The organism is Flavobacterium plurextorum (assembly GCF_024638035.1).
In the GTDB taxonomy this organism is placed as follows: Bacteria; Bacteroidota; Bacteroidia; order Flavobacteriales; family Flavobacteriaceae; genus Flavobacterium; species Flavobacterium plurextorum.
In genome coordinates, this window is the sequence record NZ_CP100442.1 from 1,153,718 (window position 1) to 1,171,571 (window position 17,854).

Annotated in this window: 18 protein-coding genes; 11 read left to right on the plus strand and 7 right to left on the minus strand. The window is 32.8% G+C overall.

Annotated features, from left to right (window positions below):
• Window positions 1–54: 54 nt before the first annotated feature.
• From NLG42_RS05385 to NLG42_RS05395, 3 genes are all read left to right on the plus strand, one after another.
• The gene (locus NLG42_RS05385; protein WP_089058923.1) at window positions 55–666 is read left to right on the plus strand and encodes a 50S ribosomal protein L25/general stress protein Ctc; all 612 of its coding nucleotides are present in this window, start codon (window positions 55–57) and stop codon (window positions 664–666) included.
• A 483-nt stretch (window positions 667–1,149) separates the two neighbouring features.
• Window positions 1,150–1,827 carry an aminoacyl-tRNA hydrolase gene (gene pth / locus NLG42_RS05390; protein ID WP_257683205.1) on the plus strand — a complete coding sequence of 226 codons (678 nt, stop codon included), beginning with the start codon at window positions 1,150–1,152 and terminating at the stop codon, window positions 1,825–1,827.
• A 141-nt stretch (window positions 1,828–1,968) separates the two neighbouring features.
• Window positions 1,969–2,577, plus strand: a complete 609-nt coding sequence (locus NLG42_RS05395; RefSeq protein WP_089053613.1) for a superoxide dismutase — start codon at window positions 1,969–1,971, stop codon at window positions 2,575–2,577.
• 661 nt (window positions 2,578–3,238) lie between these two features.
• Here the strand turns inward: NLG42_RS05395 and NLG42_RS05400 are convergent.
• Both NLG42_RS05400 and NLG42_RS05405 read right to left on the minus strand, forming a co-directional pair.
• Window positions 3,239–5,137, minus strand: coding sequence for an amidophosphoribosyltransferase (locus NLG42_RS05400; RefSeq protein ID WP_089058925.1), 1,899 nt, complete (start codon window positions 5,135–5,137; stop codon window positions 3,239–3,241).
• 79 nt (window positions 5,138–5,216) lie between these two features.
• A complete protein-coding gene (locus tag NLG42_RS05405) occupies window positions 5,217–6,140 on the minus strand; it encodes a PfkB family carbohydrate kinase (protein WP_089053615.1) in 924 nt (307 codons plus the stop codon).
• 244 nt (window positions 6,141–6,384) lie between these two features.
• Between NLG42_RS05405 and NLG42_RS05410 the strand changes: the two genes are divergently transcribed.
• Window positions 6,385–6,945, plus strand: coding sequence for a hypothetical protein (locus NLG42_RS05410; RefSeq protein ID WP_257683206.1), 561 nt, complete (start codon window positions 6,385–6,387; stop codon window positions 6,943–6,945).
• Between the two features lie 81 nt (window positions 6,946–7,026).
• Here NLG42_RS05410 and NLG42_RS05415 read toward each other — a convergent pair whose 3' ends face one another.
• Genes NLG42_RS05415 through NLG42_RS05425 form a run of 3 tightly spaced genes read right to left on the minus strand, consistent with a single transcriptional unit; the run spans window position 7,027 to window position 8,922 of the window.
• Window positions 7,027–7,947 (minus strand): alpha/beta hydrolase family protein, encoded by a 921-nt coding sequence (locus tag NLG42_RS05415; protein ID WP_257683207.1) that lies wholly within the window; start codon window positions 7,945–7,947, stop codon window positions 7,027–7,029.
• Between the two features lie 8 nt (window positions 7,948–7,955).
• Window positions 7,956–8,351, minus strand: coding sequence for a hypothetical protein (locus tag NLG42_RS05420; RefSeq protein ID WP_089058927.1), 396 nt, complete (start codon window positions 8,349–8,351; stop codon window positions 7,956–7,958).
• Complete coding sequence (locus NLG42_RS05425) at window positions 8,335–8,922, minus strand: RNA polymerase sigma factor (protein ID WP_089058928.1); 588 nt, start codon at window positions 8,920–8,922, stop codon at window positions 8,335–8,337. The genes NLG42_RS05420 and NLG42_RS05425 overlap by 17 nt, the downstream gene beginning before the upstream one ends.
• A 275-nt stretch (window positions 8,923–9,197) precedes the next feature.
• Between NLG42_RS05425 and NLG42_RS05430 the strand changes: the two genes are divergently transcribed.
• Window positions 9,198–9,545 (plus strand): DUF6249 domain-containing protein, encoded by a 348-nt coding sequence (locus NLG42_RS05430; RefSeq protein ID WP_089058929.1) that lies wholly within the window; start codon window positions 9,198–9,200, stop codon window positions 9,543–9,545.
• A 52-nt stretch (window positions 9,546–9,597) separates the two neighbouring features.
• On the opposite strand, the gene rnhA is transcribed toward NLG42_RS05430, so the two are convergent.
• Both rnhA and purN read right to left on the minus strand, forming a co-directional pair.
• On the minus strand, window positions 9,598–10,077 hold the full coding sequence (rnhA, locus tag NLG42_RS05435; protein WP_089058930.1) for a ribonuclease HI: 480 nt from the start codon (window positions 10,075–10,077) through the stop codon (window positions 9,598–9,600).
• Between the two features lie 125 nt (window positions 10,078–10,202).
• Window positions 10,203–10,781, minus strand: a complete 579-nt coding sequence (purN, locus tag NLG42_RS05440; protein WP_089058931.1) for a phosphoribosylglycinamide formyltransferase — start codon at window positions 10,779–10,781, stop codon at window positions 10,203–10,205.
• 175 nt (window positions 10,782–10,956) lie between these two features.
• Between purN and NLG42_RS05445 the strand changes: the two genes are divergently transcribed.
• The 6 genes from NLG42_RS05445 to NLG42_RS05470 all read left to right on the plus strand — a co-directional run bounded on the left by NLG42_RS05445 (window position 10,957) and on the right by NLG42_RS05470 (window position 17,839).
• The gene (locus NLG42_RS05445) at window positions 10,957–11,193 is read left to right on the plus strand and encodes an acyl carrier protein (protein ID WP_007137004.1); all 237 of its coding nucleotides are present in this window, start codon (window positions 10,957–10,959) and stop codon (window positions 11,191–11,193) included.
• A gap of 238 nt (window positions 11,194–11,431) precedes the next feature.
• Window positions 11,432–12,685 carry a beta-ketoacyl-ACP synthase II gene (fabF, locus tag NLG42_RS05450; RefSeq protein ID WP_089053623.1) on the plus strand — a complete coding sequence of 418 codons (1,254 nt, stop codon included), beginning with the start codon at window positions 11,432–11,434 and terminating at the stop codon, window positions 12,683–12,685.
• Window positions 12,686–12,694: 9 nt separating this feature from the next.
• Window positions 12,695–13,435: a ribonuclease III gene (gene rnc, locus NLG42_RS05455; RefSeq protein WP_089058932.1), complete on the plus strand. Its 741-nt coding sequence runs from the start codon at window positions 12,695–12,697 to the stop codon at window positions 13,433–13,435.
• Window positions 13,436–13,560: 125 nt separating this feature from the next.
• Window positions 13,561–14,049: an IPExxxVDY family protein gene (locus NLG42_RS05460; RefSeq protein ID WP_089058933.1), complete on the plus strand. Its 489-nt coding sequence runs from the start codon at window positions 13,561–13,563 to the stop codon at window positions 14,047–14,049.
• 5 nt (window positions 14,050–14,054) lie between these two features.
• A complete protein-coding gene (gene pyk / locus NLG42_RS05465; protein WP_257683208.1) occupies window positions 14,055–15,488 on the plus strand; it encodes a pyruvate kinase in 1,434 nt (477 codons plus the stop codon).
• 665 nt (window positions 15,489–16,153) lie between these two features.
• The gene (locus NLG42_RS05470) at window positions 16,154–17,839 is read left to right on the plus strand and encodes an arylsulfatase (protein ID WP_257683209.1); all 1,686 of its coding nucleotides are present in this window, start codon (window positions 16,154–16,156) and stop codon (window positions 17,837–17,839) included.
• Window positions 17,840–17,854: the final 15 nt, after the last annotated feature.

Sequence of the window (17,854 nt, forward strand, 5' to 3'; positions counted from 1 at the left end):
TTGCTTAAAGCTTACAGCAAATAGAATATTTATTAATAACTATATTTTTTTACAATGAAATCGATTACAATTAAAGGATCAGAAAGAGAAAGCGTGGGCAAAGTGTCAACTAAAGCCTTACGTAATGCTGGACAGGTTCCTTGCGTTTTATACGGAGGAAATCAGGCAGTACACTTCTCAGCAGACGTTACAGCATTCAAAAACTTGGTTTACACTCCAAACGCTCACACAGTTGTGATCGAACTTGGAAAAGGAAAATCATTCAATGCAATTTTACAAGACATTCAGGTTCACCCTGTATCTGACAAAATTTTACACATTGACTTCTTTCAATTATTTGATGAGAAAGAAATCACTATGGAAGTTCCAGTAAAAATTGTTGGTACATCTAAAGGTGTTCTTGCAGGTGGTGTTTTACGTTTAAACCAACGTAAATTAAAAGTTAAAGCTTTACCAGCAAATCTTCCTGATTTTGTTGAAGCTGATATCACTCCACTTGAAATGGGTAACAAATTATATGTTACTAAAGTTGGTGCTCCAGAATACAAAATTATGCACCCAGAGAACACAGTTGTTGCTCAAGTAAGAATTTCTCGTGCTGCTATGAAAGCTGCTCAAGAAGCTGCAAAAGCTGCAAAAGCTCCTGCAAAAGGAAAGAAAAAATAATTTTTTTCAAATCAATACAAAAAGCCTCAATCTTACGATTGGGGCTTTTTTTTAGCATCTAAGTTTCTAAGATGCTGAGATACTAAGGTTTTTGGGAGAAGGCTTCGACTCCGTTCAGTCTGACAAATATTAGTTATGTCACGCTGAGCGAAGTCGAAGCCTTTTTTGTAATTAGTTTTTTTAGAAGCAGAAACTCTCCGTTTTTTCAAGACGTGACGTTCCTGCCATCCGCTATATCTTTTCCTTGCTAAAGAAGCAAGAAAAAGGATACCGCTCCTGTCAGGGCTGGCAAGAAGTTTTGTATTTATAATCCCTATACTTACTTCGAAAAAGCCTGGTAGAAAAAATCCGCGTAAATCCATTTAAATCCGTGTGCAATTCTTAGCGTAAAACCTTTGCGAACTTTACGGTTAAACCACCATCAGTAAATAATTATATAATTAACCAATTGCCACATTCTCTAATTAATCTTACTTTTGCATCATGATAAAATGGATAACAAAACTGTTTTCATCAACACCAAAAGAAGAGAACACAGAAGATAATATGAAACCGGAGGTTCACGAACACCAAAAAAACAATCTAAAAAACGTGAATAAAAAATATTTAATTGTAGGTTTAGGAAATATCGGAGCCGAATACGTAAACACAAGACATAATATCGGATTTAAAGTATTGGACTTTTTAGCCAAAAAAGAAGGCCTTTCATTTGAAACTGTTAAACTTGGAGCGTTGGCAGAATACAAATTTAAAGGAAGAACATTTTTGCTTCTTAAGCCAAATACATACATGAATTTGAGCGGAAAAGCAGTGAAATATTGGATGGATAAAGAAAATATACCATTAGAAAACATTCTAGTCATTACAGACGATTTAAATCTGTCATTCGGGACTATCCGAATCAAGCCGAAAGGAAGTGACGGAGGTCATAATGGACTTAAAAACATCAATCTTGTTTTGAACACACAGCAATATACCCGCTTTAGATGTGGAATCAGTGATCAGTTTAAAAAAGGACAGCAGGTTGATTATGTTTTGGGGGAATGGGATGAAGAAGAAAAAGCAAAATTGACAGAACGTTTAGAAGTTGCATCAGAAATTATAAAATCTTTTGGTACAGCCGGTCTTGAGAATACGATGACAACCTTTAATGGAAAATAAAGATTATCAGGTGTTTGACTTGATGAAAAATCAATTTATCAATTAATTAAATTGAATTATAACGAAATACTATTTTCAATTCCAAAGTTAAATGTCTAAATTTGGAATAAATTATTTATAAACCATAAAAATCATAATACCATGGCTTTTGAATTACCACAATTACCTTATGCATATGATGCATTAGAACCACATATTGATGCACGTACAATGGAAATTCACCATTCAAAACATCATAATGCATACACTACAAATCTTAATGCTGCTATCGCAGGAACAGATTTAGAAGGAAAAACAATCGAAAATATCTTAATTAACCTAGATAAAACTAACGCAGCAGTTCGTAACAATGGTGGAGGTTTTTACAACCACAATTTATTCTGGACAGTAATGGCTCCAAATGGAGGCGGATTGCCAACAGGTGATTTATTAGCTGCTATCGAAGCTTCTTTTGGAACTTTTGAAGAGTTTAAAGCGAAGTTTGCTAAAGCTGGTGCAACACAATTTGGTTCAGGATGGGCTTGGTTATGTGTACACAAAGGTGGTAAATTAGACGTTTGTGGAACTCCAAACCAAGATAATCCATTAATGCCAGAAGTAGGTTGCGGTGGAACTCCAATTTTAGGAATGGACGTTTGGGAGCACGCTTACTATTTAAACTACCAAAACAGAAGACCAGATTATATTGAGGCTTTCTTTAATGTAATCAACTGGACAGAAGTTGCTAGAAGATTTGCTTTAGACAAATAATCTAAAATAGAATAAGAGTAAAGAAAAAAGACGGATGACTTAAAGTTATCCGTCTTTTTTTTGTTTCTATATTTTATGTCTTTATCCAGAGTCTTTATTGTGTCTTCTAAAAAAAGGAAAATAAAAAAGGCGGAATCTCTTCCGCCTTTTTTGCCCCAAATCTACCATAAACTTAACCTACTAATGTTATGGTTCAGTAAATGTATGGCAGCTATTCTTGCGAAAAAAACTTTCTAGTTGAATGGTAAATATATCCGACAAAGTGGAATAAGAGGAGTGTGTTGAGGTATTTGATTTTACTGCAATAAAAAAGGCAGAATTTCTTCCGCCTTTTTTGCCCCAAATCTACCATAAACTTAACCTACTAATGTTATGGTTCAGTAAATGTATGGCAGTTATTCTTGTGAAAAAAACTTTCTAGTTGAATGGTAAATATATTCGACAAAATGGAATAAAAGGTGCGGGAAGAGATATTTGAGTTTACTCCAATAAAAAAGGTGGAATTGCTTCCACCCTTTTTGCCCCAAATCTACCATAAACTTAACCTACTAATGTTATGGTAGTTCAAAAGTATTGTAGCTTTTCATTTTTACCAAACAAACAGGATGAACGGCAAAAAAAACCGATGAAATGCACAAATTAACCTTTTGTTAGTATTTTATTAATAAGCTCTTGCATCTTTTCCTTCATAGAAATTCATGAAAGCTCTGTTTACAACTCGATTTCCTCCAGGAGTTGGATAATCTCCAGTAAAGTACCAGTCACCTAGGTTTTTAGGACATGCAATGTGTAAATCTTCTACTTTTTGGAAAATAATTTTAACTTCGGCGTTAATCTCAGGAGAGCTTAACATTTCGGCAATTTTATCTGAAACTTCTTCAGGAGTAAATTGATCATAAATTGCTGTTACATAATTAACAACATCTTTATCTTCAAAATTTTCCTGTGCTTTACATTTAGCATAAACTTCGTCTACGATATGGTATAAGTTTCTTTCTTTTAGCAAAGTCAATGCAGCTCTAAAAGCTACAAGGCCTTCTAGTTTTGCCATATCGATTCCGTAACAATCTGGATAGCGAATTTGCGGTGCAGATGAAACAATAACGATTCGTTTTGGATTTAAACGATCCATCATTTTTATGATGCTCATTTTTAAAGTTGTACCACGAACAATACTATCATCAATAATAACCAAATTGTCTTCTGGTTTAATTACGCCGTAAGTAACATCATAAACGTGAGCAACTAAGTCATCACGGCTGCTGTCTTCAGTAATAAAGGTTCTTAGTTTAGCATCTTTAATAGCAACTTTTTCTGTACGGATTTTTACTGCCAATAGTTCCTGCAATGTTTCAGCAGTAAGAGTATTTCTATTAGCTAAGATATAATTGTTTTTTCTCTGATTTAAGAAATCCTGAGCAGCTTCTACTAAACCATAAAATGATGTTTCGGCTGTGTTTGGAATGTATGAGAAAACGGTATTGTCTGTATCGCTGTCAATAGCTTTAAGAACGGCAGGCAAAATTAGTTTTCCTAAATTTTTACGTTCTTGGTAGATTTCAGCATCACTTCCTCTTGAGAAATAGATTCTTTCAAATGAACACGCTTTTTTAACGGTTGGTTCCAAGATTTGGTTCATGGTAACTTTTCCGTCTTTTTTAATAATCAAAGCATTTCCTGGATCAATTTCTTGTACACTTTCAAAAGGAACATTAAATACAGTTTGAATAACAGGTCGTTCAGAAGCTACAACAACAACTTCATCATCTTGATAGAAGTATGCAGGACGAATTCCAGCTGGATCTCTAAAAACAAATGCATCGCCATGACCTAATAAACCTGCCATTGCATAACCGCCATCTAAGTTTTTAGCTGAACGGGTCAAAATTTTTGCAATATCTAATCTCTCAGCAATTACTGGTGAAGCTTCTCTTTTTGAATAACCTTCAGCTTTACAGTCTTGGTATAATTGCATTACTTCTTTATCTAAAAAGTGACCAATTTTTTCCATTACAGTAACAGTATCCGCCATTTCTTTTGGATGTTGTCCAAGCTCAACTAGATTTTCGAAAAGTTCTTTAACATTGGTCATGTTAAAGTTTCCTGCCAAAATCAAATTACGGTGCATCCAGTTACTTTGACGTAAAAATGGGTGAACACTTTCGATGCTGTTTTTACCAAAAGTTCCGTAACGAACGTGTCCTAAAAACAATTCGCCAACATATGGAATTTGTGATTTTATTTTATCAACGTCATCACCAATTTCAGGATTCGCTTTTAATTCTTCGCTGATTCTTTCATTGATTTGCTTAAAAACATCTTGTATTGGCTGCGAATGATTTGAACGAACTCTGCTTATGTAGCGTTGTCCAGGCTCAACATCAAGTTTAATGCTTGCAAATCCAGCTCCGTCTTGACCACGGTTGTGCTGTTTTTCCATCATTAAATACATTTTCTGAATTCCGTAAAATGCAGTTCCGTATTTTTCTTTATAATATTCAAGCGGTTTAAGAAGTCTAACTAAGGCTATACCACATTCGTGTTTTAAAGCGTCGCTCATTGTTTTTGTATTTTGTGTTGTTGTAAGTTGTGTGTATTAACGTAATAAAAAAGCCCCGTTTTATCGAGGCTCTTAGGCATTATATTTCTATGTCAAACTGAGTTAACGACTTAAATTGTTGTAATCGAATCGCTACTTCCGCTTTACTTAATGTTTCCATCCTTTCAGTTCCAAATTTCTCTACACAAAATGAAGCTAAATTCGAACCGTATATAATTGCATTTTTCAAGTTGTTAAACGAAATGTTTTCGCTTTGTGCAATGAATCCTGAAAATCCTCCTGCAAAAGTGTCTCCTGCTCCAGTTGGATCAAAAACATCTTCTAGAGGTAAAGCTGGTGCAAAGAATACTTCTCTGTTGTGGAATAAAAGTGCGCCATGTTCTCCTTTTTTGATCACCACATATTTTGGTCCCATATCTTGGATTTTAGCCGCTGCTTTTACTAATGAATATTCACCAGAAAGTTGTCTTGCTTCTTCGTCGTTGATTGTAATAACATCTACACGTTTAATAACGTCTAGTAATTCTGGAAGAGCACAGTCCATCCAAAAGTTCATAGTATCTAAAACTACCAATTTTGGTTTTTTCTCCATTTGGTCTAAAACACTGCTTTGTACTAACGGATGTAAGTTTCCTAACATCACAACATCAGCATCTTTATAGTTTTGAGGAACTTTAGGCTGAAAATCAGCTAAAACGTTCAACTCAGTTACTAATGTGTCTCTAGAATTTAAATCATTATGATATAAACCACTCCAGAAAAAGGTTTTTCCGCCTTTTACAATTTCGATACCAGAGATATCAATATTTTTTGAAGTTAAAAGATCTAAATGTTCTTGAGGAAAATCGTCGCCAACTACAGAAACAATGGCCGATTGCAAGTTAAAAAATGATGCTGATAAACCAATATACGTTGCAGCACCACCTAATATTTTATCTGTTTTTCCGAAAGGAGTTTCAATCGCGTCGAAAGCAACTGTTCCAACAATCAATAATTTATTCATTTTATGAATTTCGAATTAGGGTGCAAAGATACTTCATAAGTTGCAATATTGCAATGGTTTAAGTTCTCAAAATTTTCATAAAAAATTGAGGACGATTTCGAGCTTAAAACTATTGGGAATGAGTAAATTATATAAGGTTCTTTTAAGTGCTCAAAATATCATTTTCAGAATTAAATTGCAATATATATTTTGGAAAAAACGCTGCATATTTTTGTTAGATTTGTTTAAACTTCAAATCTCATTTATGAAGAGAATTATAACCTTATCACTGTTGTTTTGTTTTTTGATTTCATGCGAAAGAAAAGAACCTGATTTTTCTGATGAAATGATTGAAAAATTATCATTGATGAAGGAAGATGAAGAGTTGGGGTTACTGCCATCTCAATATTTAACACTTGATTTATATATTTTGACAAGTGATAAACAAATTTGTAGAACAAATAATCATGATTTATTTCTTTTCTTTAAAAAGTATTATTTCAAAAAGTATAAGTCATTTGATTCTTTTTTAAATGATGTTTTAAATGAAAATTTGATTTTGATTAGAAATCCTAATTATTGGTATAATTTTAAATTAAATCGAAAAATCGAAAAAGAATATTTTGATTTAGGATTTGATAAATTTTTAAAAAAATATTCAAAACAATCAATTAGAAAAGACAGGTTTGAACTTAATAGATCAGATTTAAAAACAGATGAGTATTTTACAATAAAATATCTATTGTATATAAACAAATACGATATAAGTTCTGATTGCTATTTAGGAATTGATTATATTCGAAAAAGAGAAGATTCTTTTAAATAAAAATTACAACACATACCTCGTATCAAAAGAATTTTTTAGAAACTTCAAAATATCTTCTAGTAACTATTAGTGATAGTGACTTTATTTATGATTCTTTAATTTATCTACATTTTTAATCCAATTGATGGCATCTTTCATAGGCTCTTGATCATCTGAAAAGGCTGTGTTGTGGCCCAAGTTTGGAAATAACTTATATTCATAAGGTTTTCCCGTGGATTTTAATTTATCTAGATATTCAATGGATAGTTTCACTGGAACCTGAATGTCTTTGCTTCCAAAAATCCAGATTCCTGGAATTGATAGTTTAGAAAGAATATCATTAGGATTTGTATCAATAAACTCATATTTGTCTGGGTCATTGAAAACGTGTTTTCTTGCCTCTTCTTCGGAGTGTGTATCCCAAAAATTTTTATCACCATTTGTATAAAATTGGAATCTCAATTGCTTTTTAACGGTTATAAGAGCTCCGCTAAAGATGGTCATAAATTTGACTTTCTTATTTTTCTCAGCAGCCAATGGAATTATCCATCCGGCTTGACTGCCTCCTATTAAACCTATTGCGATTTGATCATTGTGTAATTGCTTGGACAAAGTATTTACAGCAGCACTAGCATCTAAAGACAAAAGATTTAGATTGGAGAAATCAACATTGTTAGTTCCTACTTCAGGTCCAGCATATACACCAGCTGATTCTCCGACGCCGCGTTTATCATAGGTTAAAACTGCAATTCCATTGTTGGCTAGATTTGCAGCAAAGTCTATCATTCTTTTTTCTTGCCCTGATCCGTGAACAATTACAACGGCAGCCTGTATATTGTTAGGCGTAAAAACAGTTCCCGCGAGTGAAATTCCTTCACTAACAAATTTTATTTCCCTAGTAGTAAAGTTTGGCGGAATTGCTGATGTATAATTAGTAACAAATAACAACAACATTAAGATAGAATGTGTGTATCTTTTTTTTGCTCTTAGAACGTGTTTAAAAATTGCCGTTTTATTTTTCATTTTTAAAGCTATAGTTGATATTTCTTATCAAAATAATTTTTCAAAACCCCAACTTGAACTAAGACCATAAAGGGAACTATTAAAACAGCATACAGTGTAGTTTTAGAAAGATGGATTCCTGAGAATGCATTTGCAATTTTGTCCGTATATAATTTTCCAATTTCTAGATTATTTTCTGAAACAGAAAAAAGAGATATGTAAATAATCAAAGCAACTATTGCGGTTCCTATAAAAAACCAAACAGGTTTAGAAATTAATGGTTGATATGTTTTGATTTTTTTCTCTTCTAATAAATGAACTTCAGCCATTATTTTAGAAGTAAAATCGAATGATGGTGACTGCAGTTTTTCTTCAGCCATCATTTTATCAATAAATTGTTCTATGTTTTTATCGCTCTCTCTCATAACATTCTATTATTTCAGGTTCTAACTGCTGTCTTAAAATTACGGCTAATTTTTGTCTGCTTCTAAATAATTTTACTTTCGCATTATTTGCCGATATATTCATGATTTTTCCAATTTCTTCTAAATTTTGATCATCAAAATAAAATAAAGTCAAAAGGAAATTTTCATCATTGGGTAATAAATTTAAACATTTCTGAATCGTATGCTTTCGTTCTTTTTCTTCTAAAACGCTTAATGCATTATCCATTGTTTTGATTAAATGCGAAGAAAAATCATCTATAGAAATATTTAATTCTTCTTTTTTGCTTTTCTTCAATCTGTCCAGACAAGTATTATAAGCAATTTTGTAAATCCAGGTCGAGAATTTAGAATCACCTTTGAATTTGTTTAAAGAACTAAAAATTTTAATAAAGGTGTCTTGTGCAACTTCTTCCGCTTCTTCTCGATTTTTTACCATTTTGAGCGCCAATGTAAAGATCATATCTTTATAACGATCAACAAGTATGGCAAAAGCTTTTGTCTCGCCATGCAGAATTTTATCGATATAATGTTGATCATTTAGTGTGCTCATATTATATAGGACGACAGTTTGTTTATTTAGGTTACACGTTTTTAGAAAAAAAAGTAATAATTAAATTTCAAATTCTAATTGCAGTCTTGAACTTTGTCAAAGTTTTAATTTTTGACAAAGTTTGTGTAGTAAAAAACACAATCAAAAGTAGTTGATTATCAGTGAGTTTTGAAGTTTGTGTTTAAAAATTTGGATTTTTTTTTCTCTTTCTTGTAACCTCAATTAAAAAAGCCTCGTCATATGGGTATATCAATCAATTAAAAACATAAAACATCATGGACGAAAAAATTTTAATTCCAATTAGTCTTTTCTTAATGATCTTCGGGATCGTTTATTTAATCTTTTCAACAAGAAATAGAGAGCGTTTGGCTCTTATAGAAAAAGGAGTAGATGCAAGTATCTTTTTGCAGGGAAGAGGAAGCGGCGTTCCTGTTTGGAAAATTTTTGTGGTAAATTTTGCTTTCTTATTAATAGGAAGCGGTGTTGGAATTTTTCTTGCGCTGCTTATAACTACTTATACATCTCTTCAGGACGGAGCAGTTTATCCTTCAATTATTTTTATAATGGCAGGAATTGGACTTTTGACAGGATTTAAAACAGCAAAAGATTTAGATAAAGAATAAGCAGGAAATTAAGTTAGTAAAAAAAAAGCATCAATACTATTGATGCTTTTTTTTATTCCTTAGAACCAATGGTTTCATAATAAACATCTACAGAGAGTTTAGGCTGCATTGATGCCATAACAGCCAATTGGTCACAGCGCTCATTTTGAGGATGATTGTTGTGCCCTTTAATCCATTTAAAATCGACTTGGTGTTTTCTGTAAGCAACTAAAAAACGCTTCCATAAATCAGGATTTTTTCTGCCAGCGAATTTCTTTTTTTCCCAACCTAGAACCCATTTCTTTTCAACAGAATCTACTACATATTTAGAATCTGAAATTACAAGAACTTTCATGTTTGGTTTTTTTAGTTTTTCAAGGCCGACAATTACAGCTAAAAGCTCCATTCTGTTGTTTGTCGTAAGACGAAAACCTTCGTAAAACTCTTTTTTGTGCGGTGTTCCCACTAATTCCATCACTACGCCATAACCGCCGTTTCCAGGATTTCCTTTGGCAGCACCATCAGTGTATATATGTACTTCGTGTTGGGTCATTTTAATTTTTGATTAACCATACAAGTACTATAAGTTCATTTAAAATACTGTCTTATATTTCTTTGTCAATATGGCGATAGTTATTTAAGCGTCAAACTTATATATTCTTATATGACTTATGTGGTTTAAATATTAGAGTTTGAATCTTCTAGGATAGTCTGAATTATTTCTGGAAAGTGTTTTTGTTCCAATTCGTGAATCTTTTCGGCTACTGTTTCTGGAGTGTCATTTTCAGTTAATGCTACATTTGCTTGAAAAATAATAGCTCCTTCGTCATAGTTTTCATTTACATAATGAATAGAAATTCCAGTTTCCTTTTCTTTATTATTTACTATTGCTCTATGTATGTGCATCCCGTACATTCCTTTACCTCCATAATTTGGTAAAAGTGCAGGGTGAATATTTATTATCTTATTTGGATAGTGCTCAATTATGTTTTCTGGGAATTTTAATAAAAAGCCAGCAAGAATTATCAAATCCGGGTCGATTTTTTGTATTTTTTGTAATACATTTCGTTCTAAAAGTTCGTTTTTCGAGAAGATTTCGACTGGAATTTGATGATTTTTTGCTCTTTCAATAACTTTTGCAGAGGCATTATTGGTAAAAACCGAAACAACTTTTGCAATTTCGGTATTTGCAAAATGTTTTATAATGTTTTCTGCATTAGTTCCTGATCCTGAGGCAAAAACGATAATTTTTTTCATAATAGTGCTTATTTTGAGAATGCAAAAAACGGAATAAAAAACGAAAATAAATAGCTTTAAAACAGCTTTCTTGAAATTAATTTTATAAATTAGTGTCACATTTATAAACTAAATAGTTGTTTTAAAATAAAGTTTTTTATTTTTGCCAACAAATTAAATTCTAAAATTAAAGATTATGTCAGACATTGCATCAAGAGTAAAAGCGATTATCGTAGACAAATTAGGTGTTGACGAAAACGAAGTTGTAACAGAAGCAAGCTTCACTAATGATTTGGGAGCTGACTCATTAGACACTGTTGAGCTTATTATGGAATTCGAAAAAGAATTTGATATTCAAATTCCAGACGATCAAGCAGAAAACATTGCTACTGTAGGTCAAGCTATTTCTTATATCGAAGAAGCTAAAAAATAATAATACCGCACCCGAATTCTAAAAATTCCAAACTTGAATTTTCAAATTCCAAAAAATGGAGTTTGCTTTTTAAAACTTGGAATTTTTAGAATCGGGTGTTATTATTTTTTTAAAATTTAAATTTCGATTGATTTTCAATCAAAAAGATATATTTATATTGTAATACCCATGGCTCTTAAGTAACAAAACTGTTAAGAAAGCGTGGGTTTTATTTGTTTAAAGTACAAAATACATATTTATGGCATTAAGGCGAGTTGTTGTAACAGGATTAGGTGCACTTACTCCTATCGGGAATAATATCCAGGAATATTGGAATGCACTTGTGAATGGGGTTAGCGGAGCGGCTCCTATAACATATTATGATACAGAAAAGCATAAAACGAAATTTGCCTGTGAAGTAAAAAACTTCAATATTGAAGATTTTATGGATCGTAAAGAATCTCGAAGATTAGATAAATTTGCTCAATATGCTGTTGCTGCTAGTGACGAGGCTATTAAAGATGCCGGACTTACTAATGATAATATCGACAAACAAAGAGTTGGTGTTATTTGGGGAGCAGGAATTGGAGGTTTAGAGACTTTTCAAGATGAAGTAATTTATTATGCTAAAGGTGACGGAACTCCAAAATTCAATCCGTTTTTTATTCCAAAAATGATTGCCGATATCGCTCCTGCGCATATTTCTATGCGTAATGGGTATATGGGACCAAATTATACTACTGTTTCTGCATGTGCATCTTCTGCAAATGCATTAATCGATGCTTTTAATTACATTCGTTTAGGAATGTGTGATGTTATTGTATCAGGTGGTTCTGAAGCTGCTGTTACCATTGCTGGTATGGGTGGTTTTAGTTCAATGCACGCTTTGTCTACAAGAAACGAAAGTCCAGAAACGGCTTCAAGACCTTTTGACGCAACTAGAGATGGTTTTGTGTTAGGAGAAGGAGCAGGAGCTTTAGTTCTTGAAGATTACGAACATGCAAAAGCCAGAGGAGCAAAAATTTATTGCGAAATTGGCGGAGGCGGAATGTCATCTGATGCTTATCACTTAACTGCACCACATCCGGAAGGAATTGGAGTTATTGCAGTTATGAAAAATACGTTAAGAGATGCAGGAATGAATCCAGAAGATGTTGATCATATCAATACTCACGGAACTTCTACTCCATTAGGAGATGTTGCTGAATTAAAAGCGATCAGCGCTGTATTTGGTGAGCATGCAAAAAACATCAATATCAACTCAACGAAATCAATGACAGGACATTTACTTGGTGCTGCTGGAGCTATTGAAGCAATCGCTTCAATTTTAGCAATGCAACATGGTATTGTTCCTCCAACAATTAACCATACTGTGGTTGACGAAAACATTGATCCATCATTGAATCTTACTTTAAACAAACCTCAAAAAAGAGAAGTAAATGTTGCTATGAGTAACACTTTTGGTTTTGGCGGACACAATGCTTGTGTATTGTTTAAAAAATTAGTTGACTAATTTTCGTATATGAATATTATCAAAAAAATATTTTCTAAATCCCGTTCTCTAGAAGACGGGATTTTTTTTGACACTATTCAAAAAATAGTTGGTTTTCAGCCTGTTACAATCGGTTTTTATAAGAAAGCGTTTACGCATAGATCTTCAAATAAATTAGATGAATCAGGAAATCCGATTAATTATGAACGTTTAGAATTTCTAGGAGATGCTATGTTAAGTGCCGTAATTGCAGCACATTTATTTAATAAAGCACCAAATGGAGATGAAGGATATTTGACTAAAATGCGTTCTAAAATCGTGAGCCGAGAGCACTTGAATGAATTAGGTAAAGATTTGAATCTAGTACAATTTGTTGAAAGCAAAGTACCTGTGCAGCATTTTGGAGAGAACATTCACGGAAACATTTTTGAATCGTTGGTTGGTGCAATATATTTGGATAAAGGATATTCGTATTGCGAGAGATTTATTCAAAAAAGAGTAATTACTCCTTATGTCGATATTGCTCGATTAGAAGGAAAAGTAATTAGTTATAAAAGCTTAGTTATTGAATGGTGTCAGAAAGAAAAGAGAATCTTTCATTACGACATTTTTGAAGATAATGGTATTGACGGACAACGCTTGTTTGGTGTCAAATTAAGCATTGATGATAAAGTAATCGCAAGAGCGCGAGCAACTTCAAAAAAGAAAGCAGAAGAGAAAGCTTCCCAAAGAGCCTATTTTGCATTTCAAGAAAAAATTGACAAGAAATGATTACAAAGTCGCTGTAGTTTTCTTAAAGCTAAATCGTTTTCGTTTATAAATTAACAAAAACAAGCGACACATAAGTATAGATGCTCCGATAGAAGTAGTATATTTACAACTTGATTTTTCATGACATGGCTATTCATAGATTGGATTTAGACGAATTTGACGAAATTGATTATTATTTAATGGCTATTCATACTTCATTAGAAGATTATAGATTGGCTTATTTTATCAATAAAAACCTTCCGATTAACTTAAGTAAGAGCAAAAACGAGATCCATGCTCAAACTAAAGAAGGCGAGGCAAATTTTTCGAGATTTTATTATTATGATTCTGAAAAGGCTGTTTCATGGAATTTGATTCAGAATAAAAATGAGATCATTTCTGTGAGTTCAAATGATTTTCAGAATTTGTTTTCTAATGAAACAAGTGAGGTTTCTACGACAATTCATTTACTTCCTGAATTCAAGAAAGTAGATTTTTTCCTGAAAATTGAGAACAGCGAAGAGGCTGTCGATTTTTCAGAAATTCAACAACATTTAAACTCAATAGAAAGTATTGCAGCAGTTTATGCTGTGGATACCAATAAAATAAAATCAAAAAACAATCTAATTTTTTAAAAAAAATGTTAACAAATAAGAAAACCAAAATTGTTGCTACACTTGGGCCTGCATGTAGTACAAAAGAGATTATCAAGGATATGATCGATGCAGGGGTTAATGTGTTTAGAATCAATTTTTCGCATGCTGATTACGAAGGAGTAAAAGAGAAGATTAATATTATTAGAGGACTTAACGAAGAGTTTGGTTATACAACAGCAATTCTTGGAGACTTGCAAGGACCAAAACTTAGAGTAGGTGTAATGGAAGAAGGAACTGTTGTACACGATGGTGACGAAATTACTTTCACTACAGCAGAAGATATTATCGGAAATGCAAAAAAAGCATTCATGAAATATCAAAATTTTCCAAATGATGTAAATGTTGGAGAGCGTATTTTACTTGATGATGGGAAACTTATTTTCGAAATTGTTTCTACAGATAAAAAAACAGAAGTAGTTGCTAAAGTAATTCAAGGTGGAGAATTAAAATCTAAAAAAGGAGTTAATCTTCCAAACACAAAAATTTCTTTACCAGCTTTAACTGAAAAAGATATCGCTGATGCGATTTTTGCAATTGAGCAAAAAGTAGACTGGATCGCACTTTCATTCGTGAAAACGCCACGCGATTTACAAGATTTACAAGACTTAATCGCGAAACATTCAGAAGTTAAAATTCCAATTATTGCTAAAATTGAAATGCCGGAAGCCCTAGAGAACATGGACAAAATTGTAGCATATTGTGATGGTTTAATGGTGGCTCGCGGAGATTTGGGAGTTGAGCTTCCTGCACACGAAGTACCGTTGGTACAAAAAGATTTGATTCGCAGAGCTAAAACGGCCAGAATACCGGTTATTGTTGCCACACAAATGATGGAAACAATGATTACAAGTTTAACACCAACAAGAGCAGAAGTAAACGACGTTGCTAACTCAGTAATGGATGGTGCAGATGCTGTAATGTTGTCTGGAGAAACTGCAACAGGAAATTACCCAGTTCAGGTAATTCAAAGAATGACTCAAATTTGTGAAGCTGTAGAAAATTCAGAACTTATTCACGTTCCACAAAATACACCTCAAATCAAAACAAAACGTTTCGTTACTAAAACAGTTTGTCATCAAGCGGCTTTATTAGCAAATGAAATTGAGGCAAAAGCAATTTGTACTTTAACAAACAGTGGTTATACAGCTTTCCAGATTTCGGCTTGGAGACCTTCAACTGCTCACATTTTAGTATTTACTTCAAACAGAAGAATCTTAACTCAATTGAATTTATTATGGGGAGTTAAATCATTCTTTTATGATAACGAAGAAAGTACAGATGATACAGTTACAGATGTAAATCAAATTGCTGTTGAAAAAGGATATGCTGCAAAAGGTGATTATTTGATTAATCTTGCTGCTATGCCAATTAAAGATAAAGGAATGGTTAACACCATGAGAGTTTCTGAAATCGAATAGTTTTTTAAAACATACTATATAAATTAAGCCATCATTTTGATGGCTTTTTTTTTGCGCAAAATTTTCTGATTCGTAGTTTTTTAGAATATTAAATCAGGAAAAAGGCAGTTTTTAGCAAGGATTTATCTTTTAAAATTAAAGTTATAACTGTCAGTAAATTAATTAAATGGAGTTTTTTCTTTCAGATTGATGTTGCAAAATAAACCAGTTGAACTGAAAATAGTTGCTTTTTTGGCGAAATCAACTTAGAATTTATATTATTTCAAAGTTATTTAATCTAAAAATGCATGAAATTTAGGCTCTTTTTTTTGAGACTGATTTAAAAGAATGACATTCTAACAGCTTCATTATACACTTTTTTGGAAGTTGCAATCTATAACTTGAAACAAATAGTAGCAGATTAAAACAGTTTTGATGTTGCAAGTTATAAAATGAAACGAAGTAAAACCGTACAAACACAAACATCTCGTGTTTTATTGCATAAATTTGAAATGCTTAAAAAAAAGTTAAAAAATTATTGTTGCAAATTCCCCCACTCGCAATAATTTAAAAAACTTGACTTACACTAATAAACATATTTTTTTCTGATTAATTTTTATAAATAATTTTTGTACGAATTTATTTAATCTTCTTGACAAGCATAATTATTAACGAATTCAATTACCATGAAACAAATCAAGTTTAAAAGTCAATTTAAAAATGCAATGACATTGTTTGCATTTACATGCTTTGCAGCAGCTCAGATGAGTGCTCAAAGCAGTAAAAAGCCCAACATTTTGGTACTTTGGGGCGATGATATTGGTACTACTAATATTAGTGCCTACAGCGACGGATTAATGGGGTATACAACTCGTAATATCGATAAACTAGCAAATGAAGGAATTCGCTTTCTTCATTATTACGGAGAACAAAGCTGTACTGCAGGACGTGCTGCCTTTTTAACAGGACAACACGGTCTAAGAACTGGACTTACTAAAGTAGGTTATCCTGGCGCGCCAATGGGTATGAGTCAGTTAGATCCATCTATTGGAGGAATTATGAAAAGTCTTGGTTACGCAACAGGTCAGTTTGGTAAAAATCACGTTGGAGACCGTAATGAAAACTTGCCAACTGTAAATGGTTTCGATGAATTTTTTGGAAATCTGTATCACTTAAATGCAGAAGAAGAACCAGAATTGCCAGATTATCCTAAAGATCCTGAATATTTGAAAAAATTTGGACCAAGAGGAGTTTTAAAATGTACCGCAACAAATGTTGATGATGCAGCTACAGATTCTCGTTTTGGAAGAGTTGGAAAACAAAGAATTGAAGATACGGGGCCGCTTACTAAAAAAAGAATGGAAACGATAGATGATGAAACATCTGCAGCAGCAATTGATTATATCAAAAGACAAAATGCAGCAGGTAAACCATTTTTCTGCTGGTTTAATGCTACTCGTATGCACCTTCGTACACACGTAAGAGCTGAACATAGAGGAAGATATACACATGGTGACAGTGAATATGTTGATGGTATGATCGAACATGATGAAACTATCGGAAGCATTTTGAAAGCTTTAGATGATTTAGGAATTGCTGATAATACAATTGTTATTTATTCAACAGATAACGGACCTCATATGAACACATGGCCTGATGGAGCAATGACACCATTTCGCTCAGAAAAAAACACCAACTGGGAGGGAGCTTTCCGTGTACCTTGTATCGTTCGCTGGCCAGGACATATTAAAGCGGGAGCTGTAACTACTGAGTTAATGAGTCATAATGACTGGATTCCTACTCTTGCTTCTATCGCAGGAGAACCAGATATCGTTAATAAACTTTTAAAAGGTTACAATGCAAATGGTAAAACCTATAAAGTACATTTAGATGGTTTTGATCAAAGTAATTTTTTACTAGGAAAAACACAAAAGAGCGCCAGAGATAAATTCTTTTATACTGATGATGATGGTCTTTTGGTTGGTTTGAGAGAAGGAGATTATAAGTATGTTTTTGCAGAACAGCGTCTAGCTGGAACACTTGGTGTATGGGCGGAACCTTTTACCAAACTTCGTTTACAAAAAATATTCAATTTATATCAAGACCCTTTTGAAAGAGCCGATTTCACTTCTAATACGTATTGGGATTGGGTAATGAATCACGTTCAAATGGTGTATGGTGCTATAAATGATGTAGGAGTATTTGCCGAAACATTTAAAGAATACCCTCCAAGATCAATACCGCCGAGTTTCTCTGCTTACACGATTATGGAAGAAGCTATGAGAGATATTAAAGCTCAAAAATACATTGAGAAAAATGTTCTTCCTAAAGTAAAAGAAGAGGCTGAAGCCACATCCAAAAAGAAAAAATAAAGTAATAATCTTAAG